Raw genomic sequence first — 13304 nt, forward strand, 5'->3', positions numbered from 1 at the left:
CGGGGTCGTGGCTGGATTCCGGGTTCGCGGCTTCGCCGCGCCCCGGAATGACTCCGAATCAATTCACCCCCCGCCCGGCGCCGTCTCGGTCTCGTCGGCGATGGCGTTCGCCTTGCGCAGGCGCTCGCGGCTGTTGGCGAGGTGCATGCGCATGCCGGCGCGGGCCGACTCCGCGTCGCGGCGGCGGATCGCGTCGAGAATCTGCTCGTGCTCGCGATTGGTGCGGTGCAGGTAGGACGACGCCGGCTCGGCCGACAGCGCCGTGGTGTCGAGCCGCGTGCGCGGGATCGTCGCGGTGCCGAGCTGGCGGAAGATGCCCTCGAAGTAGCGGTTGCCGGTGGCGAGCGCGACCTGCATGTGGAAGCGGAAATCCGCATCGACGCCGTTGCGGCCGGCCGTGATCTCGGTCTCGAAGTCGTCGACCGCGCGCTGCATCGCGACGAGATGCTCCTCGCGCCGCCGCGCGGCCGCGATGGCGGCGGCCTCGGTCTCCAGGCTGATGCGCAGCTCCAGCATGGCGAGCACGTCCTCGACCGACACCACCGGATCGAACCGCACCGGCGCGCTCGGCGCCTCGCACACGAAGGTGCCGACGCCGTGCCGGGTGACGACGAGGCCGCTCGCCTGCAGCCGCGACATCGCCTCGCGCACCACGGTGCGGCTGACCCCCAGCTCGGCCATGACGGCCGGCTCGGTCGGCAGCTTCTCGCCGGGCCGGTAGGCACCGGCGCGGATTCGTTCCGACAAGGCCCGGACCACCGACTCGGCGAGGTTCGGGCGCCGCGTCCGCTCGGCCTCGGCGGGCCCACCGCGGGCCGGGCGGTCGGCCGTCGGGGCGGGGTCGGTTGCGGACATGGATCGATTCCTCGCAAGGCCGGCGGCAGCGTCAGCTAAGTCATCATACGTCAGATGACATAAGGCGTGAAGAGGTCTCTTTCGCTCGCAGCGGAAATTGAGTATTACTTCGGATTGAGAGGACATTCGCGCTACGGCACTTCTTGCACGCCCTCAGGTCGCCGGTCCCAGTCATACGACGACAGATGAGAGTTCCGTAGGTCCGGTCTCGCCGGACCGTTTCGACCGCAACGGCCCGGCGGGCCTGGTTCGAGCCCGCACGCTTCCAGCGAAGGCAGGCAAGTCCCCATGGCAATCTCCTACACGGCGGAGGCCGCACAGGTCCGGCGCAGCAATGTGCGCTGGTCCATCCTGGTGATGCTGTTCGTCGTCACCACGGTCAATTTCGCCGACCGCGCCACCATCTCGATCGCCGGTCCCGACATCCGCAAGGCGCTCGATCTCTCCGCCGTGCAGATGGGCTACATCTTCTCGGCCTTCGCCTGGTCCTACGTGTTGGCCCAGCTTCCCGGCGGCTGGCTGCTCGACCGTTTCGGCTCGAAGACCACCTACTGCGCCGCGCTGACGCTGTGGTCGCTGTTCACGATGTTCCAGGGCGCCGTCGGCTTCCTCACCGGCGGAGCGGCCGTCGCGCTGCTGTTCGTGTTGCGCTTCGCGGTCGGCGCCGCCGAGGCGCCGTCGTTCCCGGGCAACGGCCGCATCACCTCGGCCTGGTTTCCGGCCAACGAGCGCGGCCTCGCCTCGGCGATCTTCAACTCGGCCCAGTATTTCGCCACTGCCTTCTTCGCCCCGATCATGGGCTGGATCGTCCACACCTTCGGCTGGCAGTTCGTGTTCTACTTCATGGGCGGGCTCGGCCTGCTGCTGGCGCTGACCTGGAGCAAGGTGATCTACGGCCCGAAGGCGCATCCGCGCGTCAACCAGGCCGAGATCGACTACATCCAGGCCGGCGGCGCGCTGGTCGACCTCGACGCCAAGACCAAGGTGGACCCCGCCACCCAGGTCGACACCATCGCGTGCCTGAAGGAGCTGCTGTCCACCCGCATGCTGGTCGGCGTCTACGTCTTCCAGTTCTGCATCAACGTGATGACCTACTTCTTCCTGACCTGGTTCCCGGTCTATCTGGTCACCGAGCGGCACATGACGATCCTCAAGGCCGGCTTCGTCGCCTCGCTGCCGGCGATCTGCGGCTTCGTCGGCGGTGTGCTGGGCGGCTGGATCTCCGACCGGCTGCTGAAGGCCGGCTGGTCGCTGTCGGCGGCGCGCAAGACGCCGATCGTCGCCGGCATGCTGATGGCGATGTCGATGATCGCCTGCAACTACGTCGAATCCGACATGCTGGTGGTGGTGTTCATGTCGCTCGCCTTCTTCGGCAAGGGTGTCGGCGCGCTGGGCTGGGCCGTGGTGTCCGACACCTCGCCCAAGGAGGCCGGTGGTCTCTCGGGAGCGCTGTTCAACACCTTCGGCAATCTCGCCGGCATCATCACGCCGATCGTCATCGGCTACATCCTGCAGGCCACCGGCACGTTCGCGGGGGCCCTGGTGTTCGTCGGCGCGAGCGCCGCCGTGGCGCTGCTCAGCATGCTGTTCGTCGTCGGCTCGATCGAGCGGGTGAAGCTGACCCGCTCGCTGCCCCGCACGCCGGCCTGACCCCCGGACCCGGGGCGCCCGCGCGGCGCCCTGGGTCGCTTCCGAAGCTCTCTCGCCACGGAGTCGAGATCATGGTCACCGAAGCCGCGATCCGGACGAAGCCGCTCCGCATCAAGGTCCACCCCGACGACAACGTCGCCATCGTGGCGAACTCCGGCGGTCTGCCGGCCGGCACCGTGTTCGACGACGGGCTGACGCTGGTCGACCACGTGCCGCAGGGCCACAAGGTGGCGCTGACGGACATTCCCGAAGGCGGCATCGTGCGCCGCTACGGCGAGGTCATCGGCACGGCCGACCGGCCGCTGGCCAAGGGCTGCTGGATCGACGAGTTCTCGGTGCGGCTGCCAGCGCCGCCCGTGCTGGAGGAGCTGCCGCTCGCCACCAAGGTGCCGGCGCCGCTGCCGCCGCTCGACGGCTACACGTTCGACGGCTACCGCAATCCGGACGGCTCGGTCGGCACCCGCAACATCCTCGGCATCTCGACCAGCGTGCACTGCGTCGCCGGCACGGTCGACTACGTGGTGCGGTTGGTGAAGGAGAAGCTGCTGCCGCGCTACCCGAACGTCGACGACGTGGTCGGCCTCAACCATCTCTACGGCTGCGGGGTCGCCATCAACGCGCCGGCCGCCGTGGTGCCGATCCGGGCGCTGCAGAATCTCGCGCTCAACCCGAACTTCGGCGGCGAGATCATGGTGGTGTCGCTCGGCTGCGAGAAGCTCCAGCCGGAGCGGCTCGTGCCCGAAGCCTACGCGGGCGAGGCCGACGACACCATCGTCCGCATGCAGGACGAGCGCTTCACCGGCTTTCAGGCGATGGTGGACGCGATCATGGCGATGGCCGAGACGCATCTGGAGACGCTGAACCGCCGCAAGCGCGAGCCGGTGCCGGCCTCCGAGCTGGTCGTCGGCATGCAGTGCGGCGGCTCCGACGCCTTCTCGGGCGTCACCGCCAATCCGGCGGTCGGCTTCTGCTCGGACCTGCTGGTGCGGGCCGGCGCCACCGTGATGTTCTCCGAGGTGACCGAGGTGCGCGACGCCGTGCATCTGCTCACGCCTCGCTGCAAGACCGAGGCGATCGGCCGCGCGCTGATCCGCGAGATGGACTGGTACGACCGCTATCTCGCCGCCGGCGAGACCGACCGCAGCGCCAATCCGACCCCCGGCAACAAGAAGGGCGGCCTCGCCAACATCGTCGAGAAGGCGCTGGGCTCGATCGCCAAGTCCGGCACCAGCGCCATCTCGGGCGTATTGGCGCCGGGCGAGAAGGCGACGACGCGGGGCCTGATCTTCGCGGCGACGCCGGCCTCCGACTTCGTCTGCGGCACCATGCAGCTCGCCTCCGGCATCACCCTGCAGGTGTTCACCACGGGCCGCGGCACGCCCTACGGGCTCGCCGCCGTGCCGGTGATCAAGATGGCCACCCGGAAGGATCTCTCGGCGCGCTGGCACGATCTCATCGACATCGACGCCGGCCGCATCGCCACCGGCGAGAAGACCATCGAGGAGATCGGCTGGGAGCTGTTCCATCTGCTGCTCGAGGTCGCCTCCGGCCGCAAGAAGCCGTGGTCCGACCACTGGGGCCTGCACAACGCCCTCGCCGTGTTCAATCCCGCGCCGGTGACCTGAGATTCGCCGGCTCGTCAGCCGCCTGCCGTCGTTCGTCCAGAACCGCCCTTGTCACGATCAGAACGGAGACCGCCCATGATGCCTCATGACGTCGACCGACACGATCAGACCGAAGCCTCTCCGGCCCCGTCGCGGCGCGGCCTGCTCGCCGGGCTCGGCGCGGCCGCGCTCGCCGCCTCCGCGATGCCGGCGCATGCCGGCTGGGAGCCGTCGCTCCGCGTTCCGGATCCGGCGATAAAGATCCTCGATCCGTCCTTCCGGAAATACTGGGTCTCGTCGGCGACCGTCGAGCGCATCGCCACCGGGTTCCGCTGGGCCGAAGGCCCGGTGTGGATGGGCGACTGGCGCTGCCTGCTGTTCAGCGACGTGACGGGCGACGCCATCATCCGCTGGGACGAGATCACCGGGCGCATCGCCGCCTATCGCAAGCCGGCGAACTTTTCCAACGGCAACACGCGCGACCGGAGCGGTCGCCTGGTCACCTGCGAGCACCTGACCCGCCGCGTCACCCGCACCGAGATCGACGGCTCGATCACGGTCGTCGCCGACAAGTTCGAGGGCAAGTCGTTCAACTCGCCCAACGACGTCGTGTCGCGCTCCGACGGCTCGATCTGGTTCACGGATCCGGCCTTCGGCCCCAATCCGAGCGAGCGCATGGCGCGGCCCGAGCTGCCCCACACGGTCTATCGTGTCGCCCCGGACGGCCGCGTCAGCGCGATGACCACCGACATCGTGGGCCCCAACGGGCTGTGCTTCTCGCCCGACGAGTCCAAGCTCTACGTCGTCGAGGCCCGCACCACCCCGCGCAAGATGCGGGTGTTCGACGTGGTCGAGAACGGGACCAAGCTCGCCAACAGCCGCGTGCTGTTCGAGGCCGCCGACGGCGGCACGATCGACGGCATGCGGTGCGATGCCGACGGCAATCTGTGGTGCGGCTGGGGGCAGGGGACCGACGAGCTCGACGGCGTGCGGGTGCTCACGCCGGACGGCAAGGCGATCGCCCACATCTCGCTGCCCGAGCGCTGCGCCAATCTCTGCTTCGGCGGCATCAATCACGACCGCCTGTTCATGACGTCCACCCACTCGATCTACTCGCTGATGACCAATGCACGGGGTGCGACCCCCTGGTGAGAATGGTCCGAACAAGACGAATGATCGGCGACAAATCCAAAAAAGCCCCCGGAGGAACATGGTCATGACGATCGATATCACACGGCGCACGGCGCTCGTGCTCGGCGGCACCGCCGCCGCCCTTGCTCTCACGACCGCACCCGCCCTCGCGGGCCCGTATCCGGACCATCCCGTCACGGTCGTGGTGCCGTTCCCGGCCGGCGGGTCGACCGACATGGTCGCCCGCCAGGTCGGCCAGAAGCTCAACGAGAAGCTCGGCCAGGCCTTCGTGATCGAGAACCGCTCCGGCGCCACCGGCGCCATCGGGGCGACCTCGGTGATGCGGGCGCCGCCCGACGGCTACACCATCCTGGTCGCCTCGATCGGCGTCTACGCGACCAACCCGTTCCTGCAGCCCAAGCTGCAATACGATCCGCTGAAGGACTTCGACCTGCTCACGGTCGCGGTGCGGGCCCCGAACGTGCTGGTGGCCAACCCCAAGTTCCCGGCCAACACGGTGGCCGAGCTGGTCGACGAGCTGAAGAAGCGGCCCGGAAAGATCTCGTTCGCGAGCTCGGGCGCGGGCTCGTCGGATCATCTCACCGCGGCGCTGTTCTGGCAGAAGACCGGCACCCAGGGGCTGCACGTGCCGTATCGCGGCGGCGCGCCGGCGATCAGCGATCTCGTCGCCGGCCATGTCGACGTGTCGTTCCAGAACATCAATGCCGTGATCACCCAGATCAAGGGCGGCAACCTGAAGGTCCTGGCCGTGACGGGCGACAAGCGCTCGCCGCTGCTGCCGAACATTCCGACGCTCACCGAAGCCGGTGTCAGCGGGGCCGACGTGTTCTCCTGGCAGGCCATCGCGGCGCCCAAGGGATTGCCGGCCGACGTGAAGACGAAGCTGCACGGCGAGATCGTCGCCGCCCTCAACGCCCCCGACGTGCGGCCCCGCATGGAGGAGCTCGGCTTCGAGATCGTCGCCAACACCCCGGACGAGTTCCGCGCCTTCCTGGTGACGGAGCTGGCGCGCTGGAAAGAGGTCATCGAGGTCGGGAAGATCTCGATCGAGTGAGGGGGGCGGACGGAGTGACAGGTGTGCTGGTCATTCCGGGGCGGCGCGCAGCGCCGAACCCGGAATCCAGTCCGGTCCTCCGAGTGTGTCGCTGGATTCCGGGTTCGCACCTTCGGTGCGCCCCGGAATGACGGAAACCGATCGCGGCGCGGGACACAGGTCCAATCGCGCAGGAGAGAGACGCCATGACCACGACGGACGCCGCCGGCGCCCAATCTGCTCCGGTGAAGAGCACCCCCGTCGTCACCGCCGTGCGCGTGGTGCCGGTCGCCGGCCGCGACAGCATGCTCTTGAATCTGAGCGGCGCGCACGGACCGTTCTTCACCCGCAACCTGGTGATCGTCACGGACTCGTCCGGCCGCACCGGCATCGGCGAGGTGCCGGGCGGCGAGAAAATCCGCCAGACCCTCGAGGACGCGACGCCGCTCCTCGTCGGCCAGCCGATCGGCGGCTACAACGCCGTCCTGAACAGCGTGCGCAAGACCTTCGCGGCGCGTGACGCGGGCGGACGCGGATTCCAGACCTTCGATCTGCGCATCACCATCCATGCCGTGACGGCGCTCGAGTCGGCGCTGCTCGACCTGCTCGGGCAGTATCTCGGCGTGCCGGTCGCGGCCCTGCTCGGCGAAGGCCAGCAGCGCGATGCGGTCGACGTGCTGGGTTATCTGTTCTACGTGGGCGACCGCACCAAGACGCCGCTCCCCTACGAGGCGCCGCCCCAAAAGGGCGACGACTGGCAAAAGCTCCGGCACGAGCCGGCGCTGACGCCGCAGGCCGTGGTGCGGCTCGCCGAGGCCACCCAGGCCCGCTACGGGTTTCGTGATTTCAAGCTGAAGGGTGGCGTCTTCTCCGGCGACCAGGAGGTCGAGGCCGTCACGGCGCTGAAGACGCGCTTCCCCGACGCCCGCATCACGCTCGATCCCAACGGCGCCTGGTCGCTCGCCGAGGCGATCCGGCTATGCCGCGGCCTCGGGCCCGTGCTCGCCTATGCCGAGGATCCGTGCGGTTCGGAGGAGGGATTTTCCGGCCGCGAGGTGATGGCCGAGTTCCGCCGCGCCACCGGGCTGCCGACCGCGACCAACATGATCGCCACCGACTGGCGCGAGATGGTGCACTCGCTCGTCCTGCAGTCCGTGGACATTCCGCTCGCCGACCCGCATTTCTGGACCATGCAGGGATCGGTGCGGGTCGCGCAGACCTGCCGCGACTTCGGCCTCACCTGGGGCTCGCATTCCAACAACCACTTCGACGTGTCGCTGGCGATGTTCACCCATGTGGCGGCGGCGGCGCCCGGACGGGTCACCGCCATCGACACCCACTGGATCTGGCAGGACGGCCAGAACCTCACCCGCGATCCGCTGAAGATTCGCGGTGGGCAGATCGTCGTGCCGGACGCTCCCGGCCTCGGCGTCACGCTCGACATGGACGCCGTCGAGGCGGCGCATCGGCTGTACAAGGAGCACGGCCTCGGCGCCCGCGACGACGCCGCCGCGATGCAATACCTCATCCCGGGCTGGCGCTTCGATCGCAAGGCGCCGTGCCTGGTGCGCTGATTCCTTCCCCACGACACCCCGCAAGACCAACGGACACCCGAATGACCACGCCCTACCGTCCCTTTCCAAATCAGTTCCGCGCCGACATCCGGTCCGGCAAGACCGTGATCGGCTGCTGGGCCTCGCTCGCCAGCCCGATCACCACCGAGGTTCTCGGGCTCGCCGGCTTCGAGTGGATTCTCCTGGACGCCGAGCACTCGCCCAACGACGTGCTGTCGCTCGTGCCCCAGCTGATGGCGCTCAAGGACAGCGTCTCGGCGCCGGTGGTGCGGCCGCCCTGGAACGAGCCCGTGATCCTCAAGCGGCTTCTGGACATCGGCTTCCACAACTTCCTCATCCCCTACATCGAGAGCGTCGAGGAGGCCGAGCGCGCCGTCGCGTCGACCCGCTATCCGCCGGCCGGCTTTCGCGGGGTCTCGGTCTCGCAGCGAAGCAACAATTACGGGACGCTGAACGCCCAGGGCTACTTCCCGGCCATCAACGACAACATCACGGTCCTGCTGCAGATCGAGACCCGCAAGGGCGTCGAGGCGGTCGATGCGATCGCCGCGGTCGACGGTGTGGACGGCCTGTTCGTCGGCCCGAACGATCTCGCCGCCGCCTACGGCCACCTCGCCGATCCGAACCATCCCGAGGTGCAGGAGGTGATCAGGCACGTGTTCGACCGCGCCCGTGCGGCCGGCAAGGCGGCTGGCATCCTCACCGGCGTCGAGGCCGAAGCGCGCCGCTATCTCGACTGGGGCGCCACGTTCGTCGCGGTCGGCAGCGACCTCGGCCTCTTCCGCGGCGCCACCCAGGCGCTGCGCGACAAGTTCAAGGCGGGCTGAGGCCCGACGTTTCTCGCCTGCATTCATTCAGCAACACGGCCGCGCCGAACAGAGCGTCGGCCGACCCTCGAAGGAGACTCACATGAGCAAGATCGGCTTCGTCGGCCTCGGCATCATGGGCACGCCGATGGCGGGCCATCTGATCGCCGCCGGCCATCAACTCTTCCTCTACGACCTGCGGCCGCCGAAGGCGGAGCTGACCGACAAGGGCGGCGTCGCCTGCGCGTCGGCCAAGGAGGTCGCCCAGAAGTCCGACATCGTCATCATCATGGTGCCGGACACGCCCGACGTCGGCGCCGCGCTGTTCTCCGAGAACGGGATCGCGGCCGGTTTGTCGAAGGGCAAGATCGTCGTCGACATGAGCTCGATCTCGCCGATCGAGACCAAGGAGTACGCCGCCAAGGTCGAGGCGCTCGGCTGCGAGTATCTCGACGCGCCGGTGTCGGGCGGCGAGGTCGGCGCCAAGCAGGCGTCGCTCACCATCATGGTCGGCGGCAAAGAGTCCGTGTTCGAGACCGTCAAGCCGCTGTTCGAGCTGATGGGCAAGAACATCACCCTGGTCGGCGGCGTCAGCGACGGGCAGACCTGCAAGGTGGCGAACCAGATCATCGTCGCGCTGACCATCGAGGCGGTCGGCGAGGCGCTGCTGTTCGCCGCCAAGGCGGGCGCCGATCCGGCCAAGGTGCGTCAGGCGCTGATGGGCGGCTTCGCCAACTCGCGCATCCTCGAGGTGCACGGCGACCGCATGGTCAAGCGCACCTTCGATCCGGGCTTCCGCATCGAGCTGCACCAGAAGGACCTCAACCTTGCCCTCTCGGCGGCGAAGAAGATGGGCCTCAGCCTGCCCAATACCGCAACGGCACAGGAGCTGTTCAACTCCTGCGCGGCGCATGGCGGCTCGAAGTGGGATCACTCCGGCATGGTGAAGGCGCTGGAGATCATGGCCAATTTCGAGATCGGCCAGGCCCCGAAGGCGTAATCGCCTCCGGCTCGCGGGTCGCCGTCCGGCCGGCGGACTGCCGCAGTCATGCGGCGGCCGGGCGGCGACTGGCGCGTCGTCGCAGGACATCTCTCCTCATGGTGAGGAGCGGCCGCAGGCCGCGTCTCGAACCATGTGGCCCGCGAGCACCGTCGGTGGCCGTCCTCGCCCTTCGAGACGCCCGCTGCGCGGGCTCCTCAGGGTGAGGACGGAGAAACCTTTTGGCGCGCGGAGCAGGGGGGATGCGCGCTCACCACGCCAGCGGCGTACCGTCGTAGTTGAAGAAGCCGCCGGTCTTGTCGATCGTGAGACCGTCGATCACACCGATCAGCCCGCGGGTCGACTGATCGACCGTCAGGGCCGCGGCCTTGCCGCCCATGGCGGTCTGCACCCAGCCCGGATGCACCACGACCACGGTGATGCCCATCGGCCGCAGCTCGGCCGCGAGCAGCTGCATCACCTTGTTCACGGCCGCCTTGGACGTGCGATAGGCGACGTCGCCGGTGCTGGGGGCGGTGAGCTGCCCCATGCGGCTCGAGATGGTGACGAGGCGCGGCCGCTCGCCGGCCCGCAGGTTCGGCAGCAGCGCCTGCGCGACTCGCAGCGGCGCCAGCGTGTTGATCGCGAGCGTCTCGGCGAAGCCGGCGAAATCCATGTCGAGCGCGCCCTGGCGCCGCGGCCCGCGCACGCCGGCATTGTTGACCAGCACGTCGATCGGCTGTCCGTCGAGGCTCGCCGCCAGCTCGGCCAGTGAATCGGCGTCGCCGACGTCCAGCCGGTGGACGGAGACGCGCCCCTCGCTGCGCGCCGCGAGCGCGGCGAGGTCGGGCGCCGCCGGATCGCGGGCGCAGGCGAGCACGCTGTCGCCGCGCGCCGCCAGACGCTCGACCAGGCCGAGGCCGATGCCGCGGCTCGCGCCGGTGATCAGGAACGTGGTCATGGGACCTCTCCGATGAAGTCGCCGACCGGCCGCGTCGCCTCGGCGAGCCAGTCGCGGGTGGCCGGGTCGACCAGCGGACCGATCTCGTCTCGCACCCTTGCGTGATAGGCGTCGAGCCAGGCGATCTCGTCGGCCGTCATCAGGGTCGGGGCGACGAGGCGCAGATCGATGGGCGCCAGCGTCAGCGTCTCGAAGGCGTTCAGCGGCCGTTCGGCGCCGTCGATGGCCGGCGCCTCGATCACCAGCAGCAGGTTCTCGATGCGGATGCCGTAGGCGCCGGTCCTGTAATAGCCGGGCTCGTCGGACAGGATCATGCCGCGCTGGAGCGCCGTGCTGCCGAGCTTGGAGATGCGCGCCGGGCCTTCGTGCACCGACAGATAGCTGCCGATCCCGTGGCCGGTGCCGTGGTCGAAGTCGAGCCCCGCCGACCACAGGAACATGCGGGCGAAGCTGTCGAGCTGGGCGCCGTTGGTGCCGTCCGGGAACACGGCGCGGGCGAGCGCGATGTGGCCCTTCAGCACGCGGGTGAAGCGGTCGCGCATCTCGTCGGTCGGCGTGCCGATCGCCACGGTGCGGGTCACGTCGGTGGTGCCGTCGACATACTGGGCGCCCGAGTCGACCAGGAACAGCTCGCCCGACCCCAGCCGCCGGTTGGTCTTGCGCGTGACCCGGTAGTGGACGATGGCGCCGTTCGGGCCGGCGCCCGCGATGGTCGGGAACGAGACGTCCTCGAGCAGGCCGCCGTCCGCCCTGACCTGCTCCAGCATCTCGACCGCATCGATCTCGCTGACGCCGCCGGTCGCGGCAGCGCCGTCGAGCCAGGCGAGGAAGCGCACCAGCGCGACACCGTCCCGCCGGTGCGCCGCGCGCGCGCCGTCGATCTCGGTCGCGTTCTTCACCGCCTTCATGAGGGCGATCGGATCGGACCCCTGCACGACCTTGCCGCCAGCGGCCCGGACGATGCGGGCGATCGCGTCGGCGGCGGTCGCGTCGTCGAGCCGGATGGTCGCGCCCGCGCTCGCGAGCCGGGCCAGATCGATCTCGAAGGCATCGGGCGTGGCGATGTCGAGCGGGCCGGCCAGCGACTCGCGCACGGACTGCCCGATCTTGCGCGGATCGACATAGAGGGCAGGGGCACCGTCGGCCGGAACGATCGCCGTCGCGAGCGGCAGCGGCGTGTGGGCGACGTCGCTGCCGCGGATGTTGAACAGCCAGGCGACGGCATGCGGATCGGAGACCACCAGCGCGGTGGTCTTGGTGGCGCGGAGCCGCTCCTGCAGCCGCGTGAGCTTGTCCGCGGCCGGCTCGCCGGCGTGCCGGGTGTCGTGCACGACGATCGGACCGAGCGGCGGCGCCGGGCGGTCGTGCCATACGGCGTCGATCGGGTTCTCGGCGACCGGGACCAGCGTGCCGCCGGCCGCCTCGCAGGCGGCGGCGAGCTTCTCGGCGCCCCGCGCGGTGTGCAGCCACGGATCGTAGCCGAGCCGCGCGCCGGCCTGGAGGTTGGCCTCGATCCAGTCGGTCGGCGGCATGTCGACGAGATGCTCGATCTCGAAGCGGGTGGTGTCGACCTGCTCGGCCGCCTGCAGGGTGTAGCGGCCGTCGACGAACACCACGGCGCGGTCGGCCAGCACGATCGCGGCGCCGGCCGAGCCGGTGAAGCCGGTCAGCCAGGCGAGACGCTCGTCGGACGGCGGCACGTATTCGTTCTGGTAGCGGTCGGCCCGCGGCACCACGAAGCCGTCCAGGCCGATGCGGACGAGCTCGGCCCGGAGGGTGGCGAGGCGTGGCGCGGTCGCGGCCGGATCGGCCGGATCGTCGAAGCTCTGGAATCGGGAGGGCATGCGGGCAGGCTATCGAGCCGGCGCGAGCCGGGCAATGGCGCCGCGCGCGCGGAAATCGTGGGCGGTGCCGACGGCCGCCCGCATCCGGATCGGGAAGGCGAGCCGATTCGCACGATCAGCGTCGCCGTCGCCTATTTTATGCTGCAGTGCAGCATTGCTGCCATGCAGGACGGTGGGATGTACGCAACGCGGGCGATACAGGGCGCCGGAATCTCTCCGCAGGGCTGCGTTTTTTATCTTGTGATGAAAGAACATTTCACCCTGGGGACAATCACGGGAGACGTCCGGGTTTTCCCGCTGGTTCGAAGTGGCCCACAGGCTTATGTTGGCGTTGCAGCATAAAAACACTGCATCGCAGAAAAGCTGCTGACGATGCCGTTCCAGGAGGACGTGAGGAGGGCAGCAACAAAAAGGAAGCTGCACCATGTCCATCGTCGCCTATGACGATATCCCCGAGAAATCCGTGCCGGCGGGATCCGCGTTTGGTCCGCTCGGTCGTTTCTACACCGGCCTGTACGAGGCCCAGATCAGCCAGGCCAAGCGGGTCCTCGACTATTACCGCACCCTGCTGAACGGCCTCGCGACTCAGCGCGAAGCCCAGGACTTCCATTCCTTCGTGGTCGGCAGCGCGATCGAGGCGCCGGATGCACAGGCTCGCGCCTGGGCCGTGCGCTATACGTCCGGCGGCCTAGCGCCCTCGGCGTAAGATCAGGCTGACCCACCCCTCGAGGCCGATGCGGCCGACGAGGCGGAGCCCCTGGGCCCGATAGGGCGCCAGCGCGGCGTTCGCCTGCTTGGCCAGCAGCCCCGAGAGGACGACGACCCCGCCAGGTCCGATCGCTCCGG

General features: G+C 69.3%; 12 protein-coding genes. 8 read left to right on the forward strand and 4 right to left on the reverse strand.

Going from position 1 to position 13304, the window contains the following annotated elements; all coding sequences use genetic code 11:
* Positions 1–63 precede the first annotated feature (63 nt).
* Positions 64–855, reverse strand: a complete 792-nt coding sequence (locus CH341_RS20450; protein WP_111420831.1) for a FadR/GntR family transcriptional regulator — start codon at positions 853–855, stop codon at positions 64–66.
* A gap of 294 nt (positions 856–1149) precedes the next feature.
* Here CH341_RS20450 and CH341_RS20455 point away from each other — a divergent pair, with 294 nt between their 5' ends.
* The 7 genes from CH341_RS20455 to glxR all read left to right on the forward strand — a co-directional run bounded on the left by CH341_RS20455 (position 1150) and on the right by glxR (position 9674).
* Entirely contained in the window at positions 1150–2505 is a 1356-nt protein-coding gene (locus CH341_RS20455; RefSeq protein ID WP_425376200.1) for an MFS transporter, read from the forward strand.
* Between the two features lie 71 nt (positions 2506–2576).
* Complete coding sequence (garD, locus tag CH341_RS20460; protein ID WP_111420833.1) at positions 2577–4130, forward strand: galactarate dehydratase; 1554 nt, start codon at positions 2577–2579, stop codon at positions 4128–4130.
* 183 nt (positions 4131–4313) lie between these two features.
* Positions 4314–5261, forward strand: a complete 948-nt coding sequence (locus CH341_RS20465; RefSeq protein WP_111420840.1) for an SMP-30/gluconolactonase/LRE family protein — start codon at positions 4314–4316, stop codon at positions 5259–5261.
* Positions 5262–5325: 64 nt separating this feature from the next.
* Positions 5326–6315 carry a Bug family tripartite tricarboxylate transporter substrate binding protein gene (locus CH341_RS20470; protein WP_210208480.1) on the forward strand — a complete coding sequence of 330 codons (990 nt, stop codon included), beginning with the start codon at positions 5326–5328 and terminating at the stop codon, positions 6313–6315.
* A 185-nt stretch (positions 6316–6500) separates the two neighbouring features.
* Positions 6501–7868 (forward strand): glucarate dehydratase, encoded by a 1368-nt coding sequence (gudD, locus tag CH341_RS20475; protein WP_111420835.1) that lies wholly within the window; start codon positions 6501–6503, stop codon positions 7866–7868.
* Positions 7869–7909: 41 nt separating this feature from the next.
* Positions 7910–8695: a 2-dehydro-3-deoxyglucarate aldolase gene (gene garL / locus CH341_RS20480; protein ID WP_111420836.1), complete on the forward strand. Its 786-nt coding sequence runs from the start codon at positions 7910–7912 to the stop codon at positions 8693–8695.
* Between the two features lie 25 nt (positions 8696–8720).
* Entirely contained in the window at positions 8721–9674 is a 954-nt protein-coding gene (gene glxR, locus CH341_RS20485; RefSeq protein ID WP_111420841.1) for a 2-hydroxy-3-oxopropionate reductase, read from the forward strand.
* 250 nt (positions 9675–9924) lie between these two features.
* Here the strand turns inward: glxR and CH341_RS20490 are convergent, their stop codons facing one another.
* From CH341_RS20490 to CH341_RS33795, 3 genes are read right to left on the reverse strand one after another with little or no spacing between them, the layout of a single operon-like run.
* Entirely contained in the window at positions 9925–10614 is a 690-nt protein-coding gene (locus CH341_RS20490; protein ID WP_111420837.1) for an SDR family oxidoreductase, read from the reverse strand.
* Complete coding sequence (locus CH341_RS20495) at positions 10611–12458, reverse strand: aminopeptidase P family protein (protein ID WP_111420838.1); 1848 nt, start codon at positions 12456–12458, stop codon at positions 10611–10613. Before CH341_RS20495 ends, CH341_RS20490 begins: the two co-directional genes overlap by 4 nt.
* 9 nt (positions 12459–12467) lie before the next feature.
* Positions 12468–12890 carry a hypothetical protein gene (locus tag CH341_RS33795; protein ID WP_210208481.1) on the reverse strand — a complete coding sequence of 141 codons (423 nt, stop codon included), beginning with the start codon at positions 12888–12890 and terminating at the stop codon, positions 12468–12470.
* Here CH341_RS33795 and CH341_RS20500 point away from each other — a divergent pair.
* The gene (locus CH341_RS20500) at positions 12883–13164 is read left to right on the forward strand and encodes a hypothetical protein (RefSeq protein ID WP_111420839.1); all 282 of its coding nucleotides are present in this window, start codon (positions 12883–12885) and stop codon (positions 13162–13164) included. The genes CH341_RS33795 and CH341_RS20500 overlap by 8 nt on opposite strands.
* Positions 13165–13304: the final 140 nt, after the last annotated feature.

It is taken from the genome of Rhodoplanes roseus (assembly GCF_003258865.1).
Classification (GTDB): Bacteria; Pseudomonadota; Alphaproteobacteria; order Rhizobiales; family Xanthobacteraceae; genus Rhodoplanes; species Rhodoplanes roseus.

Bases quoted from the DNA above. Each gene is read 5' to 3' on its own strand.
- CH341_RS20450 (WP_111420831.1), bottom strand. From the start codon at position 855: ATGTCCGCAACCGACCCCGCCCCGACGGCCGACCGCCCGGCCCGCGGT.
- garD (WP_111420833.1), top strand. From the start codon at position 2,577: ATGGTCACCGAAGCCGCGATCCGGACGAAGCCGCTCCGCATCAAGGTC.
- CH341_RS20465 (WP_111420840.1), top strand. From the start codon at position 4,314: ATGCCGGCGCATGCCGGCTGGGAGCCGTCGCTCCGCGTTCCGGATCCG.
- CH341_RS20470 (WP_210208480.1), top strand. From the start codon at position 5,326: ATGACGATCGATATCACACGGCGCACGGCGCTCGTGCTCGGCGGCACC.
- gudD (WP_111420835.1), top strand. From the start codon at position 6,501: ATGACCACGACGGACGCCGCCGGCGCCCAATCTGCTCCGGTGAAGAGC.
- garL (WP_111420836.1), top strand. From the start codon at position 7,910: ATGACCACGCCCTACCGTCCCTTTCCAAATCAGTTCCGCGCCGACATC.
- CH341_RS20490 (WP_111420837.1), bottom strand. From the start codon at position 10,614: ATGACCACGTTCCTGATCACCGGCGCGAGCCGCGGCATCGGCCTCGGC.
- CH341_RS20495 (WP_111420838.1), bottom strand. From the start codon at position 12,458: ATGCCCTCCCGATTCCAGAGCTTCGACGATCCGGCCGATCCGGCCGCG.
- CH341_RS20500 (WP_111420839.1), top strand. From the start codon at position 12,883: ATGTCCATCGTCGCCTATGACGATATCCCCGAGAAATCCGTGCCGGCG.
- CH341_RS33795 (WP_210208481.1), bottom strand. From the start codon at position 12,890: ATGGACATGGTGCAGCTTCCTTTTTGTTGCTGCCCTCCTCACGTCCTC.